The sequence below is a fragment of the Butyrivibrio sp. AE3004 genome (assembly GCF_000703165.1).
Lineage (GTDB): Bacteria > Bacillota > Clostridia > Lachnospirales > Lachnospiraceae > Butyrivibrio.
Map to the genome: position 1 here is coordinate 1,273,161 of NZ_JNLQ01000002.1, position 20,598 is coordinate 1,293,758.

The window sequence follows — 20,598 nt, forward strand, 5'->3', positions numbered from 1 at the left end:
TAAGGTATGGAATTATCAAGAGTGGGGGGAAAAAAATTAACTATTATTGCACCTATTATATTAGCAAGTTTAAGCTGGGTTATGGCTTTGATGCTAAACCCTTTGTATGAGGATGTTGATAATTATACAATATCATTAGTAACTAATTGTTTATATGATAGTGAAAATTTTTGTTTGTATTTACATCCAATTTTATGCGTAATGATAAAAGTAATATCAATGTTTTTTCCTACTGCTGATGCTTATTTATTTCTTACGCATATTCTTATATGGATACAAACTGCATGGTTATTATATCTATCAATGACATCTGAAAAAGATAAAATACATAAGATGGTTTGCGGAAGTTTTGTGCTTTTTGGAACTATAGTTTTAAGAATGTATAGTATGAACTTTACTGTACAAGCAGCATCATTTGTATTTACAGGATGGCTGACATTATTTTTGGGACGTGATCGTAAGACCAAAAGTTGTATATATAGTATTATAGCGGGGGCTTTTATTGTTTTTGGAACAATGTGGCGTATTCAATCAGCGCTGATTTTTATTCCGTTTATAATTTTGGAATTATTAGCATATATATATGAGAATAGAGAAATCACTGAAACTACAAAAAACTTTTGGGTAAAGTTCAGTATATTTGTGGCAATATTTATTGCCTTGATTATTAGTCAGAATTATGTGGAGAACTCTGCGGAACATGTAGATGGTTTAAGACATGATAAAGCAATACAAGTACTTCAGGATTTTCCGGTATACGAATGGAAAGACATTGAAAAAGAATTAGAAGGAATTGACGAATTAGATTATGAAGCAGCTTTGGGATGGTTTATGGTAGATACTGACCGTCTTAATCCAGATACTCTAACGAAAATGGCTGATGTTGCTGCGACTACAAGATATCCGATAAATATATTTGGTATTTTTACTGCTATTACCATTATGTTTAAGTTTGTTTATTATCAATCTAAAGTTGTGTGGGTTGTATGTGCACTGGTCGCTATATTGTTTTTTAAGATATTGTTTGGCGAACTGCCATTGGTAAGAAAAATAGAAAGTATATTTGCTGTATTGGGAGGATTTGTAATAATATTATTCTTTACAATTCTTGGAAGAGCCTTTTTACGTGTTTGGTATTCGGTAATTTATGCAATCCTTTTCATTCTTGTTTTGCAAATATCAAAGATTAACAATGAAAAAAATAATGAAGGACTCTATTATGTCTTTTGTACTATGTTTTTAGGGCTAACTCTTTTTGGTATCATAATTAGTTGCTTTAATATTAACAAAGATGATGTTAGAAATAATGCATTAACAGCGAGAACAAATCAAATTGATGAACGTCATTTGAAGACCTGTATAGGTGATGATTTTTATATTTGGGAAGAGTGGGGTGATCAAATTGCATTTTATTATATGGGATTGGGAGTGCTGCCATCAGAAGAATTTTTAAATCATAATGTAGATACTTCTACTTGGGCTTATGGGCAGAAGTATTTTATTAATAATTTGTCAGATGCAGGTATAGATAATCCCATGAAGGCTTTATTGGAGCGTAATCATACATATTATGTATCAAATGACTGTCAGTTTATTTTGCGGTATATGCATAAATTTTATGGAGAGGATATAGATGTTGTTCAAGTAGGAGAGATTGATCAAAATCCTGTATGGCAATTTGTTCGTAAAAATCAATCTGAATAATATGTTAAGAAAAGAGCTATCACGAAAGTGATGGCTTTTTATTATGGGTCGTGACCCAGTTGAGCGCGCAAAGCGTGCGAAATATCAACCACCCGCTATGCGGGTGCGCGGTGTTTGTTATACAAAAAAATCACCTTTCCGTTATAATGTGGTTGTTCAAGCCTAAATTATAACGAAAGGAAAGGTGATTTTAATGGCAAACAAGTCATATAGTTTAGCACACACAAAATGGATGTGTAAGTACCACATTGTGTTCACACCTAAGTATAGGAGAAAAATAATCTATAATCAATATAAGGCGAGTATAAGAGATATATTGAAGCAATTATGCGCATACAAAGGAGTAGAGATTATAGAAGGACATTTAATGCCAGACCAGGTACATATGTTGGTCAGTATTCCTCCAAAGCTTAGAGTATCGCAGTTTATGGGATATCTAAAAGGAAAGAGTGCATTGATGATTTTTGATCAGCACGCAAATCTAAAGTATAAGTTTGGAAATAGACATTTCTGGGCTGAAGGATACTATGTAGTACAGTAGGCCTCAATGAGGCAACAATAAAGAAGTACATTCAGGATCAAGAGAAACATGATATAGCAATGGATAAACTGAGTGTGAAAGAGTATGAGGACCCCTTCAAGGGGTAGCCGGTATTACAAGCGCCCTTTCAAGGGCTGCGACGAGTCAAAGGCGTTAGGGCTTGAACAAAGTGAAAGCCAGCGTCTTTAGGCGCTGTCCGGTAACAGCCCCTTATAGGGGCGAGCAAACCACCCGTTGGACGGGTGGTGCTGATTTTATAGGATAATATATTTATTGATATATCAGAAATTGCTACGATTCGTTAATTGCTACGATTGAACGATTGAATTAGGATTACAAACGGTTGATACGCGGTTGTGATACGGTTGATTTGCGGTAAAACGAGGTATATAATCATATTTGGAATACATTATAGAAAAGGAGCATTCTTATGAATTTAGAAGACATGAAAAAAAGAAAGAAGGAGCTGGGATATTCCTTCAAGCAATTGGCTGAGTTTTCAGGTGTTCCGCTTGGTACAGTACAAAAGATTTTTAATGGAGAAACTAAAAGCCCACGATTTGATACATTGAGGAAACTTGAAGCTGTATTAAAAGACAATTCAGATGACGTGTATAGAAGAAAAGCAAATGTAAATGATAATTATCTGGAAAAATCTTTTGCATTTTACAACGGAAAAGAACCTATTAATCTGGAGTATTTTAATGAAAAAAAACAGGGGGAATATACAATAGAAGATTATATGCTCCTCCCGGATGATATAAGGGTGGAATTGATTGATGGACGTTTTTATCTGATGAGTGCGCCGAGTGCTGAGCATCAGCTCATAGCATCAGAGATATATTATGCTGTAAGAAAATATATTGATGAGAATAAAGGCGATTGTATTCCGTACCTTGCACCGACAGATGTTCAACTTGACAAAGATGATAAGACGATATTGCAACCTGATTTTTTTATAGTCTGTGATCCTACGAAAAGAAATCGAATGAGAATATTTGGACAGCCAGACCTTGTCGTGGAAGTTTTGTCTTCTTCAACAGGCAGAAAGGACAGATATATAAAATCAAAAAAATATAAGGATGCCGGAGTAAAAGAGTATTGGATTGTTGATCCGTTGCAAAAGACTATACTTGTTTATTTGTTTGACAATATATCAGATAATGATGAAGTAACAATTTATGGATTTTCAGATAAAGTACCAATGGGTATATATGAGGGAAAACTTGAAATCAACTTTGCTGAGATAGACAAATATTTGAATAAGGTGTGCCCTGAATAATCAGTAATTATTGATTAAATAATCGGACCAATTTCTTTATCTATAATAATGATAGTCTATGTTTTAAAATTATGTTGATGCTGGATATTTCTGAATACAAAAAAATACACCTTCCCACTCTGAAAATGGAAAGGTGCAATAGCGTGTGTGCTTACATTGCAACATATTTAGCCATAAGTTTATATGTATTTTTTAAACCATCGATATGAGTTCTTTCATAGCCATGACTGGCTCTGGTGCCGGGGCCGATGGCAGCATGTCTGATATCAAAGCCTGCAACAAGTGCGGGATCCGCATCGGTTCCATAGTGGGGAGTAAAGATATCGGGAACATAATCAGCACCTGCTTTTTTGCCTGCTTCTTCAAGTTCTCTAGTCATATCAATGTTATAAGGGAAGCGGCTGTCCTTGCAGAATACTGAAACCTTGCGCTCTGAACTTGTCTGTTCGGGTCCGATGCAGGCAATATCCAAAGCAAGATAATCCTCAACGTCTTCCGGAACATTTGCTCCACCGTGGCCGATTTCTTCATAAAAAGAGATGTATATATACACCTTGCGGTTTAATTCGATTTTTCCATCTTTAATATCGTGAAGAAGCTCCATAAGAACTGCAACCAGAGCTTTATCATCAATATAATGGGATTTGATAAAGCCATTGGCATAAGTAAATCTGGGTTCAATGGCAATATAGTCACCGATTTCAATTCCAAGCTTTCTGACATCATCAGCGTTCTTAACGTCCTCGTCAAGAACTACAAATGAATTTGTATCAAAGCTTGCAACTTCCTTGCGGAGCTCGTCCTCAGTTACATGGACAGAAGCATTCCTTCTTTGAACACATCCGGTTATAACTTTTCCGGAACGAGTGTGGATACGAACATTTTCACGTTCTGTATGAAAAGCGTAAAGACCGCCTACGTTGCAGACCTTAATTGTGCCGTCTTCATTTATATGACGAACCATCATGCCGATTGTGTCGCCGTGTGCTGTTATCAGAAGAGGATTGCCTTCGCCACCTATATCAGCTATAATGCCACCTTTACGAAGGGTAGTGGTTTTAAATCCAAGACCTTCAATTTCTTTTACAAGATAATCCTGAAGTTCATGATATTGTCCTGTGACTGAATCGATTGACAATTCTTTTTCAAGCTCATCAAGAAATCTTTTTTCATTAAGTTCGTAGCTCATTATTGTTTACCTCGCTTTTATAAGCATTTTATTAAATAAGGCCAAAAGCCTTGCGATTACATGCATGACATTTTGGCCTGATAATAATCATAATGAAAATGACGAATAATGGCAAGGCGATTTCATGATCGTCTGCGATTGTGTTCAGCGTAGTACTTTGACTTATCTTCATACATTAACTGATCAATTTTTCTGATAAAGGTGTCTTCAGTGTCCGTTTTTAAATCAAATGTTGTGCCTCCGATAGAAGCAGAGAGTTCAAAAGGCATAACGGAAGATTGATTGTAGTCACTAATCGCATGTGTGATCTGATCCTTTATTAAATCAACAAATTGTGAAGAGGGTGAATCAAGTATGATGATAAATTCATCACCTGCAAAACGTATGATGACACCCTTATTTCCAACTACATTATTGATTATTTCAGCAATTGCAATCAAAGCATTATCGCCTTCGGCATGGGAAAAATCATCATTTATCTGTTTGAAACCATTCATATCAAGCATCAGAGCGCCGAATTTTCCTCCGCTTCTACGGATTGAATCGTAGACCTCTGATAAGTAATAACGATTAAATGCGCCCGTCAATTTATCACAATAGATGCTTTCATTTTGAAGTGATACGGTAATACAGCAGATTGCCACACCGACACAGGGCCATATAAGAGATGTCCCATAAAATATTGATTGAATAGTCATTCCTGTAAATATTGGAACGAGAAACTGCCAGGCAGGGAAAAACCTGAGAAAATGGCCTTTCCTTTTCGCAACAAGGTAAACATAAAGTCCATAAAGCAGGAAAAACAGCTCAACTAAAATAAAGAACCAATATAAGGATAGTCTGTGGTAAGTACTTGTTTCATCTACATAAAAAACAATCGGTTTGAAGATGTTTATAATAAGAATTATAACCTCACAGCTACAAAGAGCCTTTATTATCAATAACTGTTTTTGAGAAAGCTTTTCATGTATATGGCGTACGATTAGCGTAATATAGGCAGGACCGAGTATGACGTTCAGGGCAAAGAGAATTGTGTTTGAAAAGAGCACAAGAAAATAGTAGAGTTTCCCCGGCTTGCCATCTGAGTAAAATGCTATAGGGTCTACAAAGCAGCCACATATATCTGCCAGGATCATGACCAGAATAATGTGACTTTCGGAATTCTTGGTCTGTATACGCCAGCCTCTGCTAAAGAGTAGTACAGTCATTAGCAGAAAGCCTACTATATTTGAGGACAAAACTGAAACGATATTTATCATAATTATATAATTCCTTACGATTAAACATTTATTTATTGTACAAATTAATGTTAAAATCACATAATTAACAAGTCAACAAATAAAGATAAAAAATTATTAAAAAAAATTTTTAAAAAGTTGTTGACATAAATTCATTGTCGAGATATACTAATCAAGTCGTCGGCGAGAGACGATAACAAATAAATAGAGATGGCGAGATAGCTCAGTTGGCTAGAGCACGCGGTTCATACCCGCGGTGTCGAGGGTTCGAATCCCCCTCTCGCTACTAAAAAAATAGAACTTAGATTTTTCTAAGTTCTATTTTTTTATATCGGAAAGCGGATTAGGACTCATAGAGATTGCGGGTCCCCGCGGTGGAGAGGGCGCTGGCGGTCCGGGGGACCGCCGCTTAGCGCGGACCGAAGCGGAGCGTAGATCGAATCCCCCTCTCGCTACTAAAGAATAGAACTTAGAAATTTTCTAAGTTCTTTTTTTTATATCGAAAGACGGATTCGAACACATAGATACCGCGAAAAAGCGCATTTTTAAAATTCTAACAATTTTGTTGGAATTTGTTGGACATTTGTTGGACACGGATAAATATAATACTAAAAGTCAGGATGCAGTGCCCTAAGGGACATTCTGAGCTCTGGTATGAATATTTATTACACAAAAGACAAATTTATAAAAAATAATATTTCAATTTTGATAGAATTGCCAATATTCATTCGGAAAACAATTTGATAAAATTGAATAAAGTATAAGCTAGTATAACCGTTATTAATTAACTCGACTGTTTAACTAGCAAAGTGTCAACTATAACCTCTTCACTGGGATCAATCTCTTCAAGCTTATATTTCCAATGATAAACAACAGGGTTTTCGTTGATCTCATCAAAATATTTATAGATTCGCGCTACAAGTTCTTCTTTGGTTTTTACTCGTATTCCTTTTAAAGCTTGGCGAGTAAGCTTACTGAAGAATCCCTCTACAAGATTGAGCCAAGAACCATGTTTGGGAGTGAATACAAATTCAAATCTTCCAGGGACAGTAGCAAGATATTTTCTTGTTTCCTCGGAAGAGTGAACCTTCAGATTATCAAGTACCAACCGAATCTTATCTCCTTTTGGGTACTTCATATCCAACTGCTTTAGGAACTCGATGTAATCCTTGCTGTTATGGGATTCCCTTACTAACGGGATTGCTTCGCCAGTTTGCAGGTCTATTCCTGCAAGCAAAGAAACTGTGCCAAGCCTTTTATACTCGTAGTCTCTGCTGATTGTTTTGTGCTTATCATCTGGTGCAAGATCATCAGAAGTAGTAGCAATGGCCTGAATACCTGGCTTTTCATCATATGAAAGCACATGTACAACTTGTCCATCCTCAGAAAATGGCTTTAGTTTACCATCCTCGTCGAACTGCAGTGAAAGCTGCTTATATACAAGAAGTACATTATGCATCTTACTTTCAAAATCAGGATCACGATTCTCGCAGTAATATGTGATCTTATTAGGCTTAATATCTGCTTCTTCAAGTATTGTACGAACCTTGGATTGGCTGATTGTAGATAGCCTTAAATGTCCAGCCTGCTCAGCATATTTGTTGATGTGCTTGGTCAGCAGCGCTCTGGTCCATACCTCGGCTGCATAGCCTAAATCAACAGGCTTTTGGCATGCAAGATTGATGATCCATGCTTTTTCATCATCTGTAATCTCTGCATTCCTGCCGCGGCCAGGAGCATCGAAGAGGGCATTTTCAACACCACCTTCTTTGAATTTTTTCAAGCATAATAAAACGCTGCATCTATTGATGCCTACTTTATCTGCTATTACATCAATTGGTGTTGCGTCAGCACGAAGCAATAGAATTCGGGCTCTTCCAACGGTTTGCGCCTGAATGGTTCTGGAACGTGTTTGCAGTTCTAAGTATTCTCGTTCCTCTGCTGTAAGTGTTATTGCTTCTGCTTTTCTACCCATGATATTAACCTCCAAATAGCTATATAAAGATTATATCATGGGGCATTAATACAGTCGAGTTATTTAAAAACATTTATACTAGTATTTAGAAGTGTTTTGGGATTTACACAATTAAATGTAGTTATTTGTTGGACAACAACAAAGTCGGAAAACCTTTGTAATATCAGCGTTTCCGGCTTTGTTTTGTTATATCGATGTTTTTTGTAACTTTTGTGTAAATACACTAGTTTAATGATTGCCTGATTGTGCAAAAAGGACAAAAAGTATTATTTTTATTTAGTGTAATAGATTTTTACATTGGTAAAGGTGTATATTTATTACAATATTGTTAGAATTATAAACTTTCTATAAAGAGAGTAAAAAGAAATTTATACAATATCTTATGGGGGAAAACTGAATGAAAGGTACGAACAAAGTAGCATTTGTTGCATCATCAGGTGGGCATCTTGAGGAGATATCCAAACTGAAGGGGATTGAGAAAAAGTATGATAGCTTTCTTATAACGGAGAAAAGCGGATTTGAAATCAAGGATTTCTGTGATAAGAAGTACTATGTACCTAAGATGGACAGAAAACAGGTTTTGTTTTTTCCTAAGTTTATTTGGCTGTTCATGAGAGCAATTCATATACTGGCAAAGGAAAAGCCTGAGTTTGTAATAACGACAGGAGCGCTTATAGCATATCCGTTTTGCGTTGTTGGAAAATTATTGGGATTTAAGGTCATCTATATTGAGTCCTTTGCAAGAGTCAATAATCCTTCATTAACTGGAAGGCTTGTCTACAATATGGCAGACCTTTTTATGGTACAGTGGGAAGATATGCTTGAAAACTATCCCAAATCCATGCTTGGTGGTGAAATGTTCTGATGGTTCGTATCAAGGAGGCATATAACTTGATCTTTGTAACACTGGGAACTCAGAAATTTCAAATGAACAGATTGATCAAGGCAGTAGATGATCTGGCAGGTAGCGGAGTAATAAAGGAAGAATTCTTAATACAGTCCGGATCATCTACATATAAACCTAAATATTGTAAGCATATTGGTTATATGGATTCTGAAGAATATGCGGATAATATCAGAAAGTGCAGCCTGCTTATTACACATGCGGGAGTGGGCACGATTATTACAGGTATAAAAGCCGATAAACCTGTAGTTGTGGTTCCAAGACTTGCCAAATTCGGCGAGCATGTTGATGACCATCAGACTCAGATTGCAGAGGCTTTTTCAGAAAAAGGTTCTGTGCTTTACTGTCACGATATTGAAGAGCTTGCAGATTATATTGAAAAGGCAAGGTTATTTAATTTTCAGCCCTACGAGGTTAAGGGAGAGAATGTGGAGGAGAAAATCTTGCACTTTATGGAAATGTTTGACTAAGGTTGAGGGGAAATGAATCGTAGTAACAGGGGGGCGAACACAAATGTTGCCCAGATGATCGTAGACATTGCTTTAGTGTATTTGGTCTATGTTTTTGAAAAAGCTTTATTTGGAGATTATCTCAGGGAAGCAACATATTTAAAGTGCTTTGCACTTGTTATAGTTTTTGGGGTAGTCTATATCCTGGCTAACAAAGAAGCCAGACTATATGACGTCACTCTATTCTTTTACATGGATCGGTTTTGGAAACTTCTTAGTAAATCTTGGCTTCTAGCATCAATCACTACAATTGTTTTCATGTATATTTATAATCCCGGAGCGGGTGCCAGAAAGTTCCATTTGCATTATCTTTTGCTGGCTTATGTCACTATTTGCCTAAATATGCTTTTTAGCAGGTTCTTTCAGATAGCAACATCTAATTACAGGGCTCCGAAATCTGCATTTGTCGGTGTTTTTGAAGAGTATGAGAAATTCAATTATTACCTTAATAAAACAAGTGTCAGATTGGATAATGTAGGATACATACTTAAATCAGGAGAGCTTGAGAAGAAGGTTTTCAATGTTCTCGGAAATCTGTCTGATTTGGAGAAAATTCTTCGTAATTATGAGATTGATAATATATTTTTCATGATTCATGAAAATGATAATCTCGCTAACATACAGGATTATATTGATATATGCCTTGAAATGGGCGTTACGGTAAAGGTGATAATGAATGTACACGGAAGCCGTCTGATGAACAGACCTAACAGTTATGTCAGTTCGGTCGGTACGTATCCGCTTATTACGTATCATACAATTACGCTTAATACTTATGAGCAGTTTATTAAAAGACTGGCAGATGTTTTGATCAGTCTGTTTGGAATCATTGTAACATTGCCAATCATGCTTATTACAGCAATAGCGATAAAACTTGAATCTCCGGGGCCAATATTGTTTAGGCAGACTAGAGTGGGACAGAACGGAAGAAACTTTTCTATATATAAATTCAGAAGCATGTGTGAGAATGCTGAAAGTTTGAAGAAAGACCTTATGGATAAAAATGAAATGGATGAGGTCATGTTCAGTATTAAGAACGATCCGCGAGTAACCAAAGTCGGTAAGTTCATAAGAAGGACAAGCATTGATGAGCTTCCACAGTTTTTTAATGTTATAAAAGGGGATATGAGTATAGTTGGTACGAGACCGCCGACGCTCGATGAAGTCTCGCAATACAGAAGAAGCCAGTGGCGCCGAATCAGCATCAAGCCCGGTATCACAGGCATGTGGCAGGTCAGTGGTCGAAATGACATAACAAGCTTTGAAAAGGTTGTTGAGCTTGACCTAGAGTACATAGACAATTGGAGTCTTATGCTCGACTTTAAGATTATTCTTAAAACAGTAAAAGTTTTAATTAGCAGGAGGGGAGCATATTAAAACTATGAGGATTGATAGAAAAGAAAAAATTTCACTAAAAAAGAGACTAAAAGTAACTGATATCTCCGGAGAAAAGGTAATGATAGATTTCGACTCTGGAAAGTATTTCATGATAAAAGGATCCGGAAATGATATCTGGGATATGATTCAGGATGAGATTACGGTTGATGAGATTATTCAGAATCTTTTGAATGAATTTGAGGTTTCGGAAGAGGAATGTGAGAAGTCAGTGTTTGAGTTTTTGGAGAAACTTAAAGAATATGAGTTTATTTAATAGCATGAAGCTCATGGTGGAGGAAAATCGGTGTTTAAAATTATAATTCAGAATTTTCATTTGGAAAAAGTTTTCTGGATATTGAAAACAAAACTGAAGTATATGATACTTATAGGTCTTATATGCGGGGTTATTTCAGGTTCCGTGGGATTTATTATTAGGAAGGAAACATATAAGGCACAAATATCTATGTATGTGTATTCAAGTCCTGATTATATTACAGATAACGGTATAAACCTTTCTTCGGCAGATATTATATCTGCAAGTACTTTGCTAAATAGTTATATGCAGATATTAATGAGTGACAGCTTTTTAAAAAGTGTATTAGAAGAAGCTGAACTTGATCCTATGCTTTACGATGAAGAAGTATTAAGGGATGAGATATCGTCTGCTTCGGTAGGTGGAACTGCGGTATTTAAAGTATATGTGGTTGATACAAACCCATATAACGCAATGTTGATTGCGAATACTATCGGAAAGCTTGCCCCACAAAAGATAATCAGTATAGTCAAGTCAGGTGGTATAGAGATACTTGATGAAGCTACACTTCCAACACAACCTTATCAATCTACAAGATTACTGATTTTTATTGCTATTGGAGTATTTGCAGGTGGATTTCTTGCGTTGATGTTTTTTATTATACAAGGTTTTTTAGATACACGTTATCGAAGGTTATATGAAGTTCAGGATATGTTTAACATTCCAATTATCGGGGTAGTACCTGAAATAGAGGATAGGAATGAGGCGGATGAGCCTGATGTAATATTGCGACAGGATAGCCCTTTTGTACTAAAGGAGGCTTATAATGACCTACGAGCTAATTTGTTATTTCTTGGAAAAGGAGAAAAATGTCCTGTCTATGCTATTACCGGGGCGGATTATGATGAAGGTAAAACTACTACAAGTATTAATATTGCAAAAGCATTTGCAATGATGGGCAAAAAGACACTACTTATTGATGCGGATTTACGTAATGGTAATATTGCAAATGCATTAAATATTCAGGCTGATAGCGGATTAAGTGAATGTTTGGCTGGACTAAAAGAACTAAATATCAACAAAGATGTTATTGAGAATCTTGATGTTCTTACAACAGGAGTATATCCGCCAAATCCAACAGAACTTTTGATTCGAGATAATTGGAAGGAACTTGTAAATGAAGCTAAATCATTATATGAAGTAATAATTATTGATACACCGTCGATTGGCGTAGTATCAGACGGCCTTGAGGTTGTAAATGTTGCAACTTCATTTGTTGTAGTAATCAGAGAACAGGCAACCAGATTTGAAAGAGAAGAACTGATCATACGAAAACTCGAAGCAGTAGATGCTGATGTTTGCGGTTTTGTTTATAACGGAATTTCAGTTAATTCTGAAGATTATAATCATAGAGATTATGTAAATGGTGGGGATTATGGTAAGCGTAGTAATGCCGGTGTACAACACAGAAAAATATTTAAGAAGAAGTCTGGAAGCACTGACAAATCAAACACTGCCAAAGAATGAATTTGAGATAATAGCAGTTAATGACGGATCAACTGATAGGTCATTGGAGATTCTTGAAGAGTATAAAGAAAAGTATCCAAAACTAATAAAAATCTATTCAAAAGAAAATGGTGGTCAGGCTTCTGCAAGGAATCTCGGAATAGAAATGGCAAGCGGTGAATATATTGGCTTTGCAGATTCTGATGATTATGTTGACAAATCGATGTTCGAAAAAATGTTAAAACTGGCTAAAAAAGAAAATGCAGATCTTGTTGAATGCCACTACCATAGCATGCTGGAAACCGGTGATATAGATGCAGATGGTGAACCGGTTTATAAAGAAATAGGTACAAGAGGCAAGATATCATCCCATAAGGACGTCAAAGAACTTTTTATAGATCCGCAGGTTTCACCCTGGAATAAGCTGTATAAGAAAGAAGTTTTGGTAAATGGGGAAGTCCTTTTTCCGGAGAAGATGATATATGAAGATACATCTTTTTATATTAAATTGATTCCTTTTATACAAAAACATGCGTATCTTGATGAGAAGCTCGTTTATTACAGTGTAAGACAAAATTCAACAATGACATCTAATACTAATTCAAAAGTGGGAGATATTTTTAACGTTTTTGAGGATGTTATACAGTTTTATAAGAAAAAGAACTTATTTGAAATGTATAAGGATGAACTTGAGTATTTCTGTGTAAAGATTGCATTTTGCAGCAACTTAAGCAGGATTGGTAGAGTTAGTAATACTTTTTTGCGACATGAATTGTATGGTAAGACATTTAACTTTGTAGAGAAGTCGTTTCCTGATTATAGGGAAAATAAATATTTTAATGGAAAGATTGGTGCATATATTAAATCAGTAAATAGATTTGATTGTGGAATATACGCAAAGATATTATCAAAGGTTATGGTGGGATGAAACCAAGAATTTCTGTAGCAATGGCTACTTACAACGGTGAAAAGTATATACTAGATCAACTTAGGTCAATTATAAATCAGAGTCTTCCGGTTGATGAAATTATTATCCGGGATGATATTTCATCGGATGGAACAGCTAAGATAATAGAGCAGTTTATTGTTGAAAACAAGCTGGAGAAAACTATAGATTTCAAGGTTAATGATAAAAATCTTGGATATGCTTCCAACTTTATTGGAGCACTAAGAGAAACTAAAGGTGATTATGTTTTTTTCTGTGATCAGGATGATATATGGTTCTATGACCGGGTTGAGAAAATGATTAGTGCATTGGAAAGAACTCCTGAAGCATTGATGATAGGATCTGAGTTTGAACCATTTAAATGTTCTGAAGATGCACCGGATGTTCCACGGTGGGAACTTGCAAAATTCAGAAATGATGGCAGCATTGAGAAACTTGAATTTAATTCCGAGAATCTTTTTATTGGTTGTCAGGGTTGTACCATGGCTATGAAAAGAAGTTTTCTTGATAAGATAGATAAATATTGGTATGAGGGTTGGGCACATGATGAATATGTATGGAAATTGGCTCTCTCTATGGAAGGGCTTTATTTTTTGCATACAATTACGCTTAGGAGAAGACTTCATTCTGATAATGTGACTCTCCATAAAGAACATAAAAGAGAGCAAAGATTAAAGTATTTAACTGAATTAAAGAAAAGTCATGAGCAAACACTTAGATTTGTAATGGATAAATTTGAAAATGAAAGCTATAAAGTAAAGCTCTTAAAAAAACATATTTTTGCTACCAACTTGAGAATTGAACTTATAAAAAATAGGAAAGTGCATAATGTTTTAGCTTTATTAGGGTACACAGACTGTTATCACAAAAAGAGATCTATACCCGTAGAACTTGTAATGGCAATTAAGTAAGGATTGATAATGATATCAAAAAATAGTGAACTGGAATATTCAAGTAAATATATTAAGGCTCCAAGAGAACAAGTTGTTTTTTATAGATGTTCTATACTTTACATCTTTATTCTCTATGTAATGCCTCAGTACTTTGGGGTTCCAAATCCGATATTTGATCTTACGATTGTAAGAATTAGCATTATTATATTGCTTATTTTTATTGCTTTGGATTATGGCAGGCTGCATGCCTTTATAGATATGATATTTAATGAAAAAATGTCAGCTATATTACTACCCTATCTGATAGTTATTTTTTACACGATGGTTTTACGAGTTGATTTTAATGCACTATTAAATCCGTTGATAGAGATTCTTGAAATGTATTTGCTGATATATGTAATAAAGGATTCTGTAGGAGTTGATAAAACTGTAAAACTGATAATAGCATTTGTTTATTTAATCATTATTCTTGGTTTCGTTGAATCTTTTACCCAGGAATCACCGTTTTCATATCTTGTTACAATTGATGGAATATATACAGGTAGGTATATCAGAGGTGGGCATTACCGTATTATGAGTAACTGTGGTCATTCACTAGGCTATGGACTTATGCTGATGACTATGATGCCTTTTGCTGGATATGATGTTGAAAAAAATGAATTTAATATTTTCAGAAGACCATTGTTGCTTATTGGAATAATAGTAAATATTTTTAATACTGGATCAAGGTCAAGCTTGGGCATTATGTTTGTAGAACTTGCACTTATGCTTTTTCTATCGGATCGTAAGTATTTAAAAAATAATTTACTGATTACAACTGTTTCATTGATTGTTTTTTTTGCAGTTACTTTTGCTACACAAACAACTCCTTTAGGCAAGTATATTTTACTTCAATTAACTAGCCTTGTAGATTCGATTTTTGAGACACAATATTCAATAAAATATGGAGCAAATTATCAGCAACTTATCCAAAGTAAAGCGTATAGAGAACTATTAAAAAGAATATTCAAAGTACAATGGCTTAATCCAATTCTCGGTATAGGAAGAAAAAGAAGTTTCACAAGCCTTGTAGATGGAAAAGTTGTTGCTTCTATAGATAACTTCTACATAGCAGAATATGTAAGATATGCTTACCCAGGTATGTATTCATATCAATTTTATTTGGCTTATATGGGAATAAAAATGGTGATTGATATTTTTAAAACACGTTCGGCAATTGTCAGAGCAATGTTTGTTGGAATGGTGTCATATTGCTATCATCTAACGATAGCGGATTCTTTACAAACACTTAAATACTTATACATATTATTTGCGATATATATTTGCTGTGATAAGAAGCCCTATATCCCATCTGAAAAAGGAAAATATTATAATAATAGGAAATCTATACTATGGTAAAAAGTGACAATAAACTGATAAATAGAATTAAAGATGGTATGCTTCTTGGAACTATATATGACCAGGTTATGCTTAAAGTAAAGTACAACGATGAAAAGACACATTTTTTGTACAGTGTTATGGTCGGGCAAAAACATAGGATGATTTTATATAAAAGATATAAGAACAAATATCTCAATCAATGTATACAAGAAAGGATATGGGAGAAAAAAGAAAAAAAGCAAAACAGTAATACTGTTTGGATTATGTGGCTGCAGGGATTAAATAATGCGCCAGATATTGTGAAGAAATGTGTTGAAAGCCAAAAAAAGGCAATGGCTCAAAAGAAATTTATCATTATAGATGAAAATAATATTTATGATTATGTAACACTACCGGATTATATAATTCAAAAGAGAGAGAAAGGCATTATTACAAATGCAATGTTTTCAGATTTAGTTCGCTTAGAACTCTTAAATAAGTATGGAGGATACTGGATTGATGCTTCAGTTTTTATGACTGATGGAGAACTGATAAGTGAGATAGATAATTTACCATTGTTTATGTTTAGCTTTTATTATTTTGGATTTAATCCTGAGATTATGGAATATAACAGTTGGTTTATGCATAGTACTTCCAATAATAATTTGCTTTGTTTATTACAACAACTTATGTATGCATATTGGAAGGAGCATAACTATATTTCTAATTACTATCTCCTCCATATATTAGGAAGCATAGCAAATGATTATTATAAAGAAGAATGCGAGGCAATGCCCATAATAAGCCAGGTGGATGCTCACATTTTAGCTACATATATATATGATAACTATGATCCATATAAATATAAAATGTTAACACGTAAGACAGGAATACATAAACTGAGTATAAAATTTGATCAGGAAAGACTTAGAAGGAAAGGAACTTTTTACGATGTCATCATCAATCAGGGAAACTTCTGATATCAGTATTATTAAAAATATAGAAGTTGAGAGTGGTAATAATATTCCCAAAATAATCCATTATTGCTGGTTTGGAGGTAAAACTTTGCCGGAGGATTTAAGAAAATGTCTTGAATCATGGGAAAGGCTTGAGGGATATACCATAATGCGATGGGATGAATCTAATTGCAGTTTTGCTGAAAATGATTTTGTTAGAAATACATATAAGGACAGGCAGTTGGGATTTATTGGAGATTATTACAGACTTAAGGCAGTTTACGAATATGGCGGGATTTACCTAGATACAGATGTTAAGGTGAACAGGAGCTTTGATGAATTACTAAAACATAAATTATTTTTGAATTTTATTTTTGATTGCTCAGTAGGTTCTGCAATTATTGGAAGTCAAAAAGGAAATCCTCTTATAAAGGGGCTTCTGGATATGTACGACAGGACTGTAATAGTTAAAGAAAAATCTATAGATAAGAAAAAAATATTTGAATGGAAGGATGAAAAACTTTACGTTCATGGTTATGCTACAAGTAATTATTACTATACTTATTATATTTTAAAGCACTATCCTAGTTTTATTTTGAATAATAAATTTCAAGATTTAGGAGATTTTGTTATCTATCCTAAGGAATATTTTGAAATAGGGTCTCTTTTTGGAAAACATTATGCAGTACATTTGTGTGCTGGAGAGTGGAGAATCAAAGCGGATGATTCGAAGAGTATGAAGAACAGAATAAAAAAAGCTTTGAAGAGTAATCAAAAAGCATTTGATTTTGTTCAAATTTTAGTCAGAAGAAATAGATACGATAAGTTGAAAAAGCGCATACCGTTTTACGAGTATTCACTTGCTCAAAAGAATGGAACACCCTTACCGGAGTTATAAAATGTTTGATGACATTATTCAGCGAATTAGTTGGCTTTTTATTGAACAATCTACGGGTATATATATAAGTGATTTCTTAATCATACTTTTTGCATGTGCTCTTATAGTACTTGTTCCGGGATATGTTTTATATGTTAAGAAGTCTGTACCGTATAAAAGAATTGTGCTTATATATTTTACGATGGTTTTTGCATGCATTATGCTATTGTTCACGATTTTTAGAAGGGAACCTGGTTCGAAGTCTGAAAGAATATATACGCATTTAAATCTTGGTTTTTCGAGGAGTGCTATTTATTCAGAAAATCAGATAATTTATTGCATATTCAATATACTACTGTTTGTTCCTTGGGGAATTATTCTTAGCTTGTATAGAAAAAGGGAATTTTTTTTTAGAATAGTGATAATGACTTCGCTCACAGGATTTCTAAGCAGTTTTTTTATTGAAATTTTACAGCGCATTACAAGAACAGGCTCTTTTGAAGTGACTGATATTATCATGAATATTCTGGGAACAACTGTTGGAGCTACATTAGGTTATATTCTTATTGTTATTTTGAAAAGAGAGAGAAAAATAAAATGAGTTTAAAAGAAGAAGGAAGTAATGATAATAAAAAAATAGATAAAAAAGATTTAATAATTATTATAATTAGCGCAATATCTCTAATACTTTTACTATTAATAATTCTTATTTCAAGAAACCGCGATAGATTATTATCAGAGGCACTTAAAAAGAACAGGGATATAACTGCTGAAGAATTATTAGTAGGTAAAAATAGTGGAGCTGATGAGTTTCTGAAGATTACTGAAGTTAGCGGAGAAAAATGGGTTGAACTTCATAATGCCGGAACTGAAAAAATCAATTTGTCAGGTATTGAAATATTTGTATCTGGTAGAAGTGTTGCTAAAGTAGAAGATGATATAGAATTAAAAAAAGATGCCTATTTTGCGGTAGATATAAGCGTTAATCCGGGAAGCGATTCTTCTAATGTATTGTCTATATATAATAAAGATGGTAAACAATTGATATCTACTATCATTCCCAAACTTACACCTGAACAAAGCTATGGATTAGCAGATGATGAAACTAATAAATGGGGCTATATTGCGCCATCAAAGGGAAAAATAAATAGTGCTAAAGAGCTTAAGTTTGTTCAATATAATGGTATTTCTTTTTCTGCACCGGGAGGATTCTATGATGAAAGCTTTTCTTTGGAGCTTGGAGCAGATGAAGGTGAAATCATTTATTATACGGTAGATGGGACGAGACCAACAAATAAATCTGATGTCTATGATTCAGAAATAAAAATCAGTAATAAATCAGGATCAAATTATGTATATGCAAAGGAAGGGCTATATAACAGATTAAGTAGTGGCTATTCTCCAAGAACTGTCGATGCAGGAATGATTGTTAGGGCAATTGCAGTCGATGGTACAGGAAAGGTCACAAAGGAAGCAAGCCAATCATATTTTATTGGATTAACGAAAGATACGGATTATTTTAATTTGCCTATAATATCCGTTACTATAGACCCGGAAAATCTTTTTGATTATGAAGATGGTATATATATTGCAGGAAAAGCTAGGGAAGATGCACTGATTCAGGATTTGAAGGCAGGAAGTTATGGAAACTATCTCTCTGGCGAAAAAAAGAGAGCAAAAGTGGAGTTTTATGAGGCTAATAAAGGAAAAAGCTTTGAATCTGACTTGGACATGAGCATTTTAGCTGATTCCTCCTGTTACGACAAGCAAAAAGGTTTGGAATTCGACCTTGGAGAAAATGATTATTCAGACTTTGAGGGATCAGGCGTTATCAATTATATTTCATCATTAGGAAAGATGAAGCTTCAACAGAATTATGATGACAATGTTCTAAAAGTGAGAAATCATATTTTCAAATCTATAGTTAAGGACATGGAAATTGGTACTATTGATAGTCAACCGTGTGTCTTATTCATTGATGGAGAGTATTGGGGATTATATAACCTCACTGCATACGTTGATGAAAAGTATATAGTACGTAATTTTGGTGTTGCTGGAAAGGAAATACTTTTTCATAATGCGCAAGGATACACAGATGACTTTTGGGATTTTTATACATATGCAACGAATACCGATTTATCTATGGCAGAAAACTATGAGAATATCAAGTCTTTGATGGATATAGATAATTATATTGATTTTGTAGGCTTAAATATTTATGTGGGAAATTCTGAGTTCAGCTCATATGGTGGAACGGCCTGGCGAACAGCTGATAACAATGGAACTGGAAAAGCAGATGGGAAATGGCGATTTATATGTGGCGATATGTCTAATACTATGTATCTTTCATCAAAGCAAACACCGACAATTAATTCATATTTGCAGTCAGGTATACGGGGAGATATTTTATTACAATCACTACTTATGAATGAAGAATTCTGCAAACAATTTAATGACAGAATGAGCAAGATAATTTCTGAAATATTTACAGAGGAAAAGTGTACAGCCAGTATTGATGAAGTTGTTAAGCTTGTAAAAAAACCTGCATTGGCATCATACTCGAGATTTTATGGAGGCTCATCAGATAAAGTTTATACAGTTTTGGTTGATAATATAAGAGCTTTTTTTGAGGAACGCACGGAATATATAAAAAAGTATACTGACGAGTTTACGGCGAATGGTGGAAATCTTCAGTTGGCAAGAGAATTACATGCAGAAATGGAAAGAAAGAAAAAAGCAGAAAAATCCACTATTGAGGATAATGAAGAATTTCAGGGAGATGAAGACGAAACTCTTCAGGAGGGTGAAGAATTTCAGAATATCGAGAATAATATGGATCAGAATACAATAGATGCTGTAGCCATGGATGAAGAAAATGCAGAAGGAGAATCTGCAGAGGGGGAAACTATGCAAATTACAAATAATAATGCAAATATTGAAGAAATGCAGAATGCTACGGAAGAAGCAGATGCCCCGGATTTAGCTGAACCAAATGGAGAAGAAATTCAAGAAGGTGATGAAACAAATGAGTAATATTAAAATAGTCAGGGTATATTCATGGGAACTTATAATGGCTACTTCTAAGAATA

17 protein-coding genes, 1 tRNA gene and 1 pseudogene are annotated in these 20,598 nt (G+C 34.4%); 16 read left to right on the forward strand and 3 right to left on the reverse strand.

From position 1 onward, the window contains the following. Positions 1 to 6: 6 nt before the first annotated feature. From BV60_RS0108695 to BV60_RS0108705, 3 genes and pseudogenes are all read left to right on the forward strand, one after another. Positions 7 to 1,704 carry a hypothetical protein gene (locus tag BV60_RS0108695; RefSeq protein WP_029320977.1) on the forward strand — a complete coding sequence of 566 codons (1,698 nt, stop codon included), beginning with the start codon at positions 7 to 9 and terminating at the stop codon, positions 1,702 to 1,704. A 193-nt stretch (positions 1,705 to 1,897) separates the two neighbouring features. Then, positions 1,898 to 2,352 (forward strand): annotated as a pseudogene (gene tnpA, locus BV60_RS21020) (IS200/IS605 family transposase). 323 nt (positions 2,353 to 2,675) lie between these two features. Further along, complete coding sequence (locus tag BV60_RS0108705; protein ID WP_029320979.1) at positions 2,676 to 3,527, forward strand: Uma2 family endonuclease; 852 nt, start codon at positions 2,676 to 2,678, stop codon at positions 3,525 to 3,527. Positions 3,528 to 3,678: 151 nt separating this feature from the next. Here BV60_RS0108705 and BV60_RS0108710 read toward each other — a convergent pair whose 3' ends face one another. Continuing rightward, entirely contained in the window at positions 3,679 to 4,716 is a 1,038-nt protein-coding gene (locus tag BV60_RS0108710; RefSeq protein WP_029320981.1) for a M42 family metallopeptidase, read from the reverse strand. Positions 4,717 to 4,838: 122 nt separating this feature from the next. Next, positions 4,839 to 5,975 carry a GGDEF domain-containing protein gene (locus BV60_RS21840; protein ID WP_051656606.1) on the reverse strand — a complete coding sequence of 379 codons (1,137 nt, stop codon included), beginning with the start codon at positions 5,973 to 5,975 and terminating at the stop codon, positions 4,839 to 4,841. 191 nt (positions 5,976 to 6,166) lie between these two features. Between BV60_RS21840 and BV60_RS0108720 the strand changes: the two genes are divergently transcribed. Continuing rightward, positions 6,167 to 6,240: transfer RNA gene (locus tag BV60_RS0108720), tRNA-Met, on the forward strand. A 498-nt stretch (positions 6,241 to 6,738) separates the two neighbouring features. On the opposite strand, the gene BV60_RS0108725 is transcribed toward BV60_RS0108720, so the two are convergent. Further along, positions 6,739 to 7,929 carry an IS630 family transposase gene (locus BV60_RS0108725; protein WP_029320985.1) on the reverse strand — a complete coding sequence of 397 codons (1,191 nt, stop codon included), beginning with the start codon at positions 7,927 to 7,929 and terminating at the stop codon, positions 6,739 to 6,741. 397 nt (positions 7,930 to 8,326) lie between these two features. On the opposite strand from BV60_RS0108725, the gene pssD reads away from it, so the two are divergent. From pssD to BV60_RS0108785, 12 genes are all read left to right on the forward strand, one after another. Further along, positions 8,327 to 8,794, forward strand: coding sequence for a PssD/Cps14F family polysaccharide biosynthesis glycosyltransferase (gene pssD / locus BV60_RS0108730; protein ID WP_029320987.1), 468 nt, complete (start codon positions 8,327 to 8,329; stop codon positions 8,792 to 8,794). A gap of 26 nt (positions 8,795 to 8,820) precedes the next feature. Further along, positions 8,821 to 9,303 carry a PssE/Cps14G family polysaccharide biosynthesis glycosyltransferase gene (gene pssE / locus BV60_RS0108735; RefSeq protein ID WP_029320989.1) on the forward strand — a complete coding sequence of 161 codons (483 nt, stop codon included), beginning with the start codon at positions 8,821 to 8,823 and terminating at the stop codon, positions 9,301 to 9,303. Positions 9,304 to 9,315: 12 nt separating this feature from the next. After that, positions 9,316 to 10,719, forward strand: a complete 1,404-nt coding sequence (locus BV60_RS0108740; RefSeq protein WP_029320992.1) for a sugar transferase — start codon at positions 9,316 to 9,318, stop codon at positions 10,717 to 10,719. A gap of 4 nt (positions 10,720 to 10,723) precedes the next feature. After that, positions 10,724 to 10,993 carry a PqqD family peptide modification chaperone gene (locus tag BV60_RS0108745; protein WP_029320993.1) on the forward strand — a complete coding sequence of 90 codons (270 nt, stop codon included), beginning with the start codon at positions 10,724 to 10,726 and terminating at the stop codon, positions 10,991 to 10,993. Between the two features lie 30 nt (positions 10,994 to 11,023). Continuing rightward, on the forward strand, positions 11,024 to 12,499 hold the full coding sequence (locus tag BV60_RS21845; protein WP_051656608.1) for a polysaccharide biosynthesis tyrosine autokinase: 1,476 nt from the start codon (positions 11,024 to 11,026) through the stop codon (positions 12,497 to 12,499). Beyond that, positions 12,408 to 13,406, forward strand: coding sequence for a glycosyltransferase family 2 protein (locus BV60_RS0108755; RefSeq protein ID WP_029320997.1), 999 nt, complete (start codon positions 12,408 to 12,410; stop codon positions 13,404 to 13,406). The genes BV60_RS21845 and BV60_RS0108755 overlap by 92 nt, the downstream gene beginning before the upstream one ends. Beyond that, positions 13,403 to 14,335: a glycosyltransferase gene (locus BV60_RS0108760; RefSeq protein WP_029320998.1), complete on the forward strand. Its 933-nt coding sequence runs from the start codon at positions 13,403 to 13,405 to the stop codon at positions 14,333 to 14,335. Before BV60_RS0108755 ends, BV60_RS0108760 begins: the two co-directional genes overlap by 4 nt. A gap of 9 nt (positions 14,336 to 14,344) precedes the next feature. Further along, a complete protein-coding gene (locus BV60_RS0108765) occupies positions 14,345 to 15,715 on the forward strand; it encodes a hypothetical protein (protein ID WP_029321000.1) in 1,371 nt (456 codons plus the stop codon). Further along, positions 15,709 to 16,656: a capsular polysaccharide synthesis protein gene (locus BV60_RS0108770; protein ID WP_029321002.1), complete on the forward strand. Its 948-nt coding sequence runs from the start codon at positions 15,709 to 15,711 to the stop codon at positions 16,654 to 16,656. Before BV60_RS0108765 ends, BV60_RS0108770 begins: the two co-directional genes overlap by 7 nt. Beyond that, positions 16,628 to 17,530: a glycosyltransferase family 32 protein gene (locus BV60_RS21850; protein ID WP_051656609.1), complete on the forward strand. Its 903-nt coding sequence runs from the start codon at positions 16,628 to 16,630 to the stop codon at positions 17,528 to 17,530. The genes BV60_RS0108770 and BV60_RS21850 overlap by 29 nt, the downstream gene beginning before the upstream one ends. A 181-nt stretch (positions 17,531 to 17,711) precedes the next feature. After that, complete coding sequence (locus BV60_RS24510; protein ID WP_442856313.1) at positions 17,712 to 18,110, forward strand: VanZ family protein; 399 nt, start codon at positions 17,712 to 17,714, stop codon at positions 18,108 to 18,110. Continuing rightward, positions 18,107 to 20,542, forward strand: a complete 2,436-nt coding sequence (locus BV60_RS0108785) for a CotH kinase family protein (RefSeq protein WP_029321008.1) — start codon at positions 18,107 to 18,109, stop codon at positions 20,540 to 20,542. Before BV60_RS24510 ends, BV60_RS0108785 begins: the two co-directional genes overlap by 4 nt. Positions 20,543 to 20,598 lie beyond the last annotated feature (56 nt).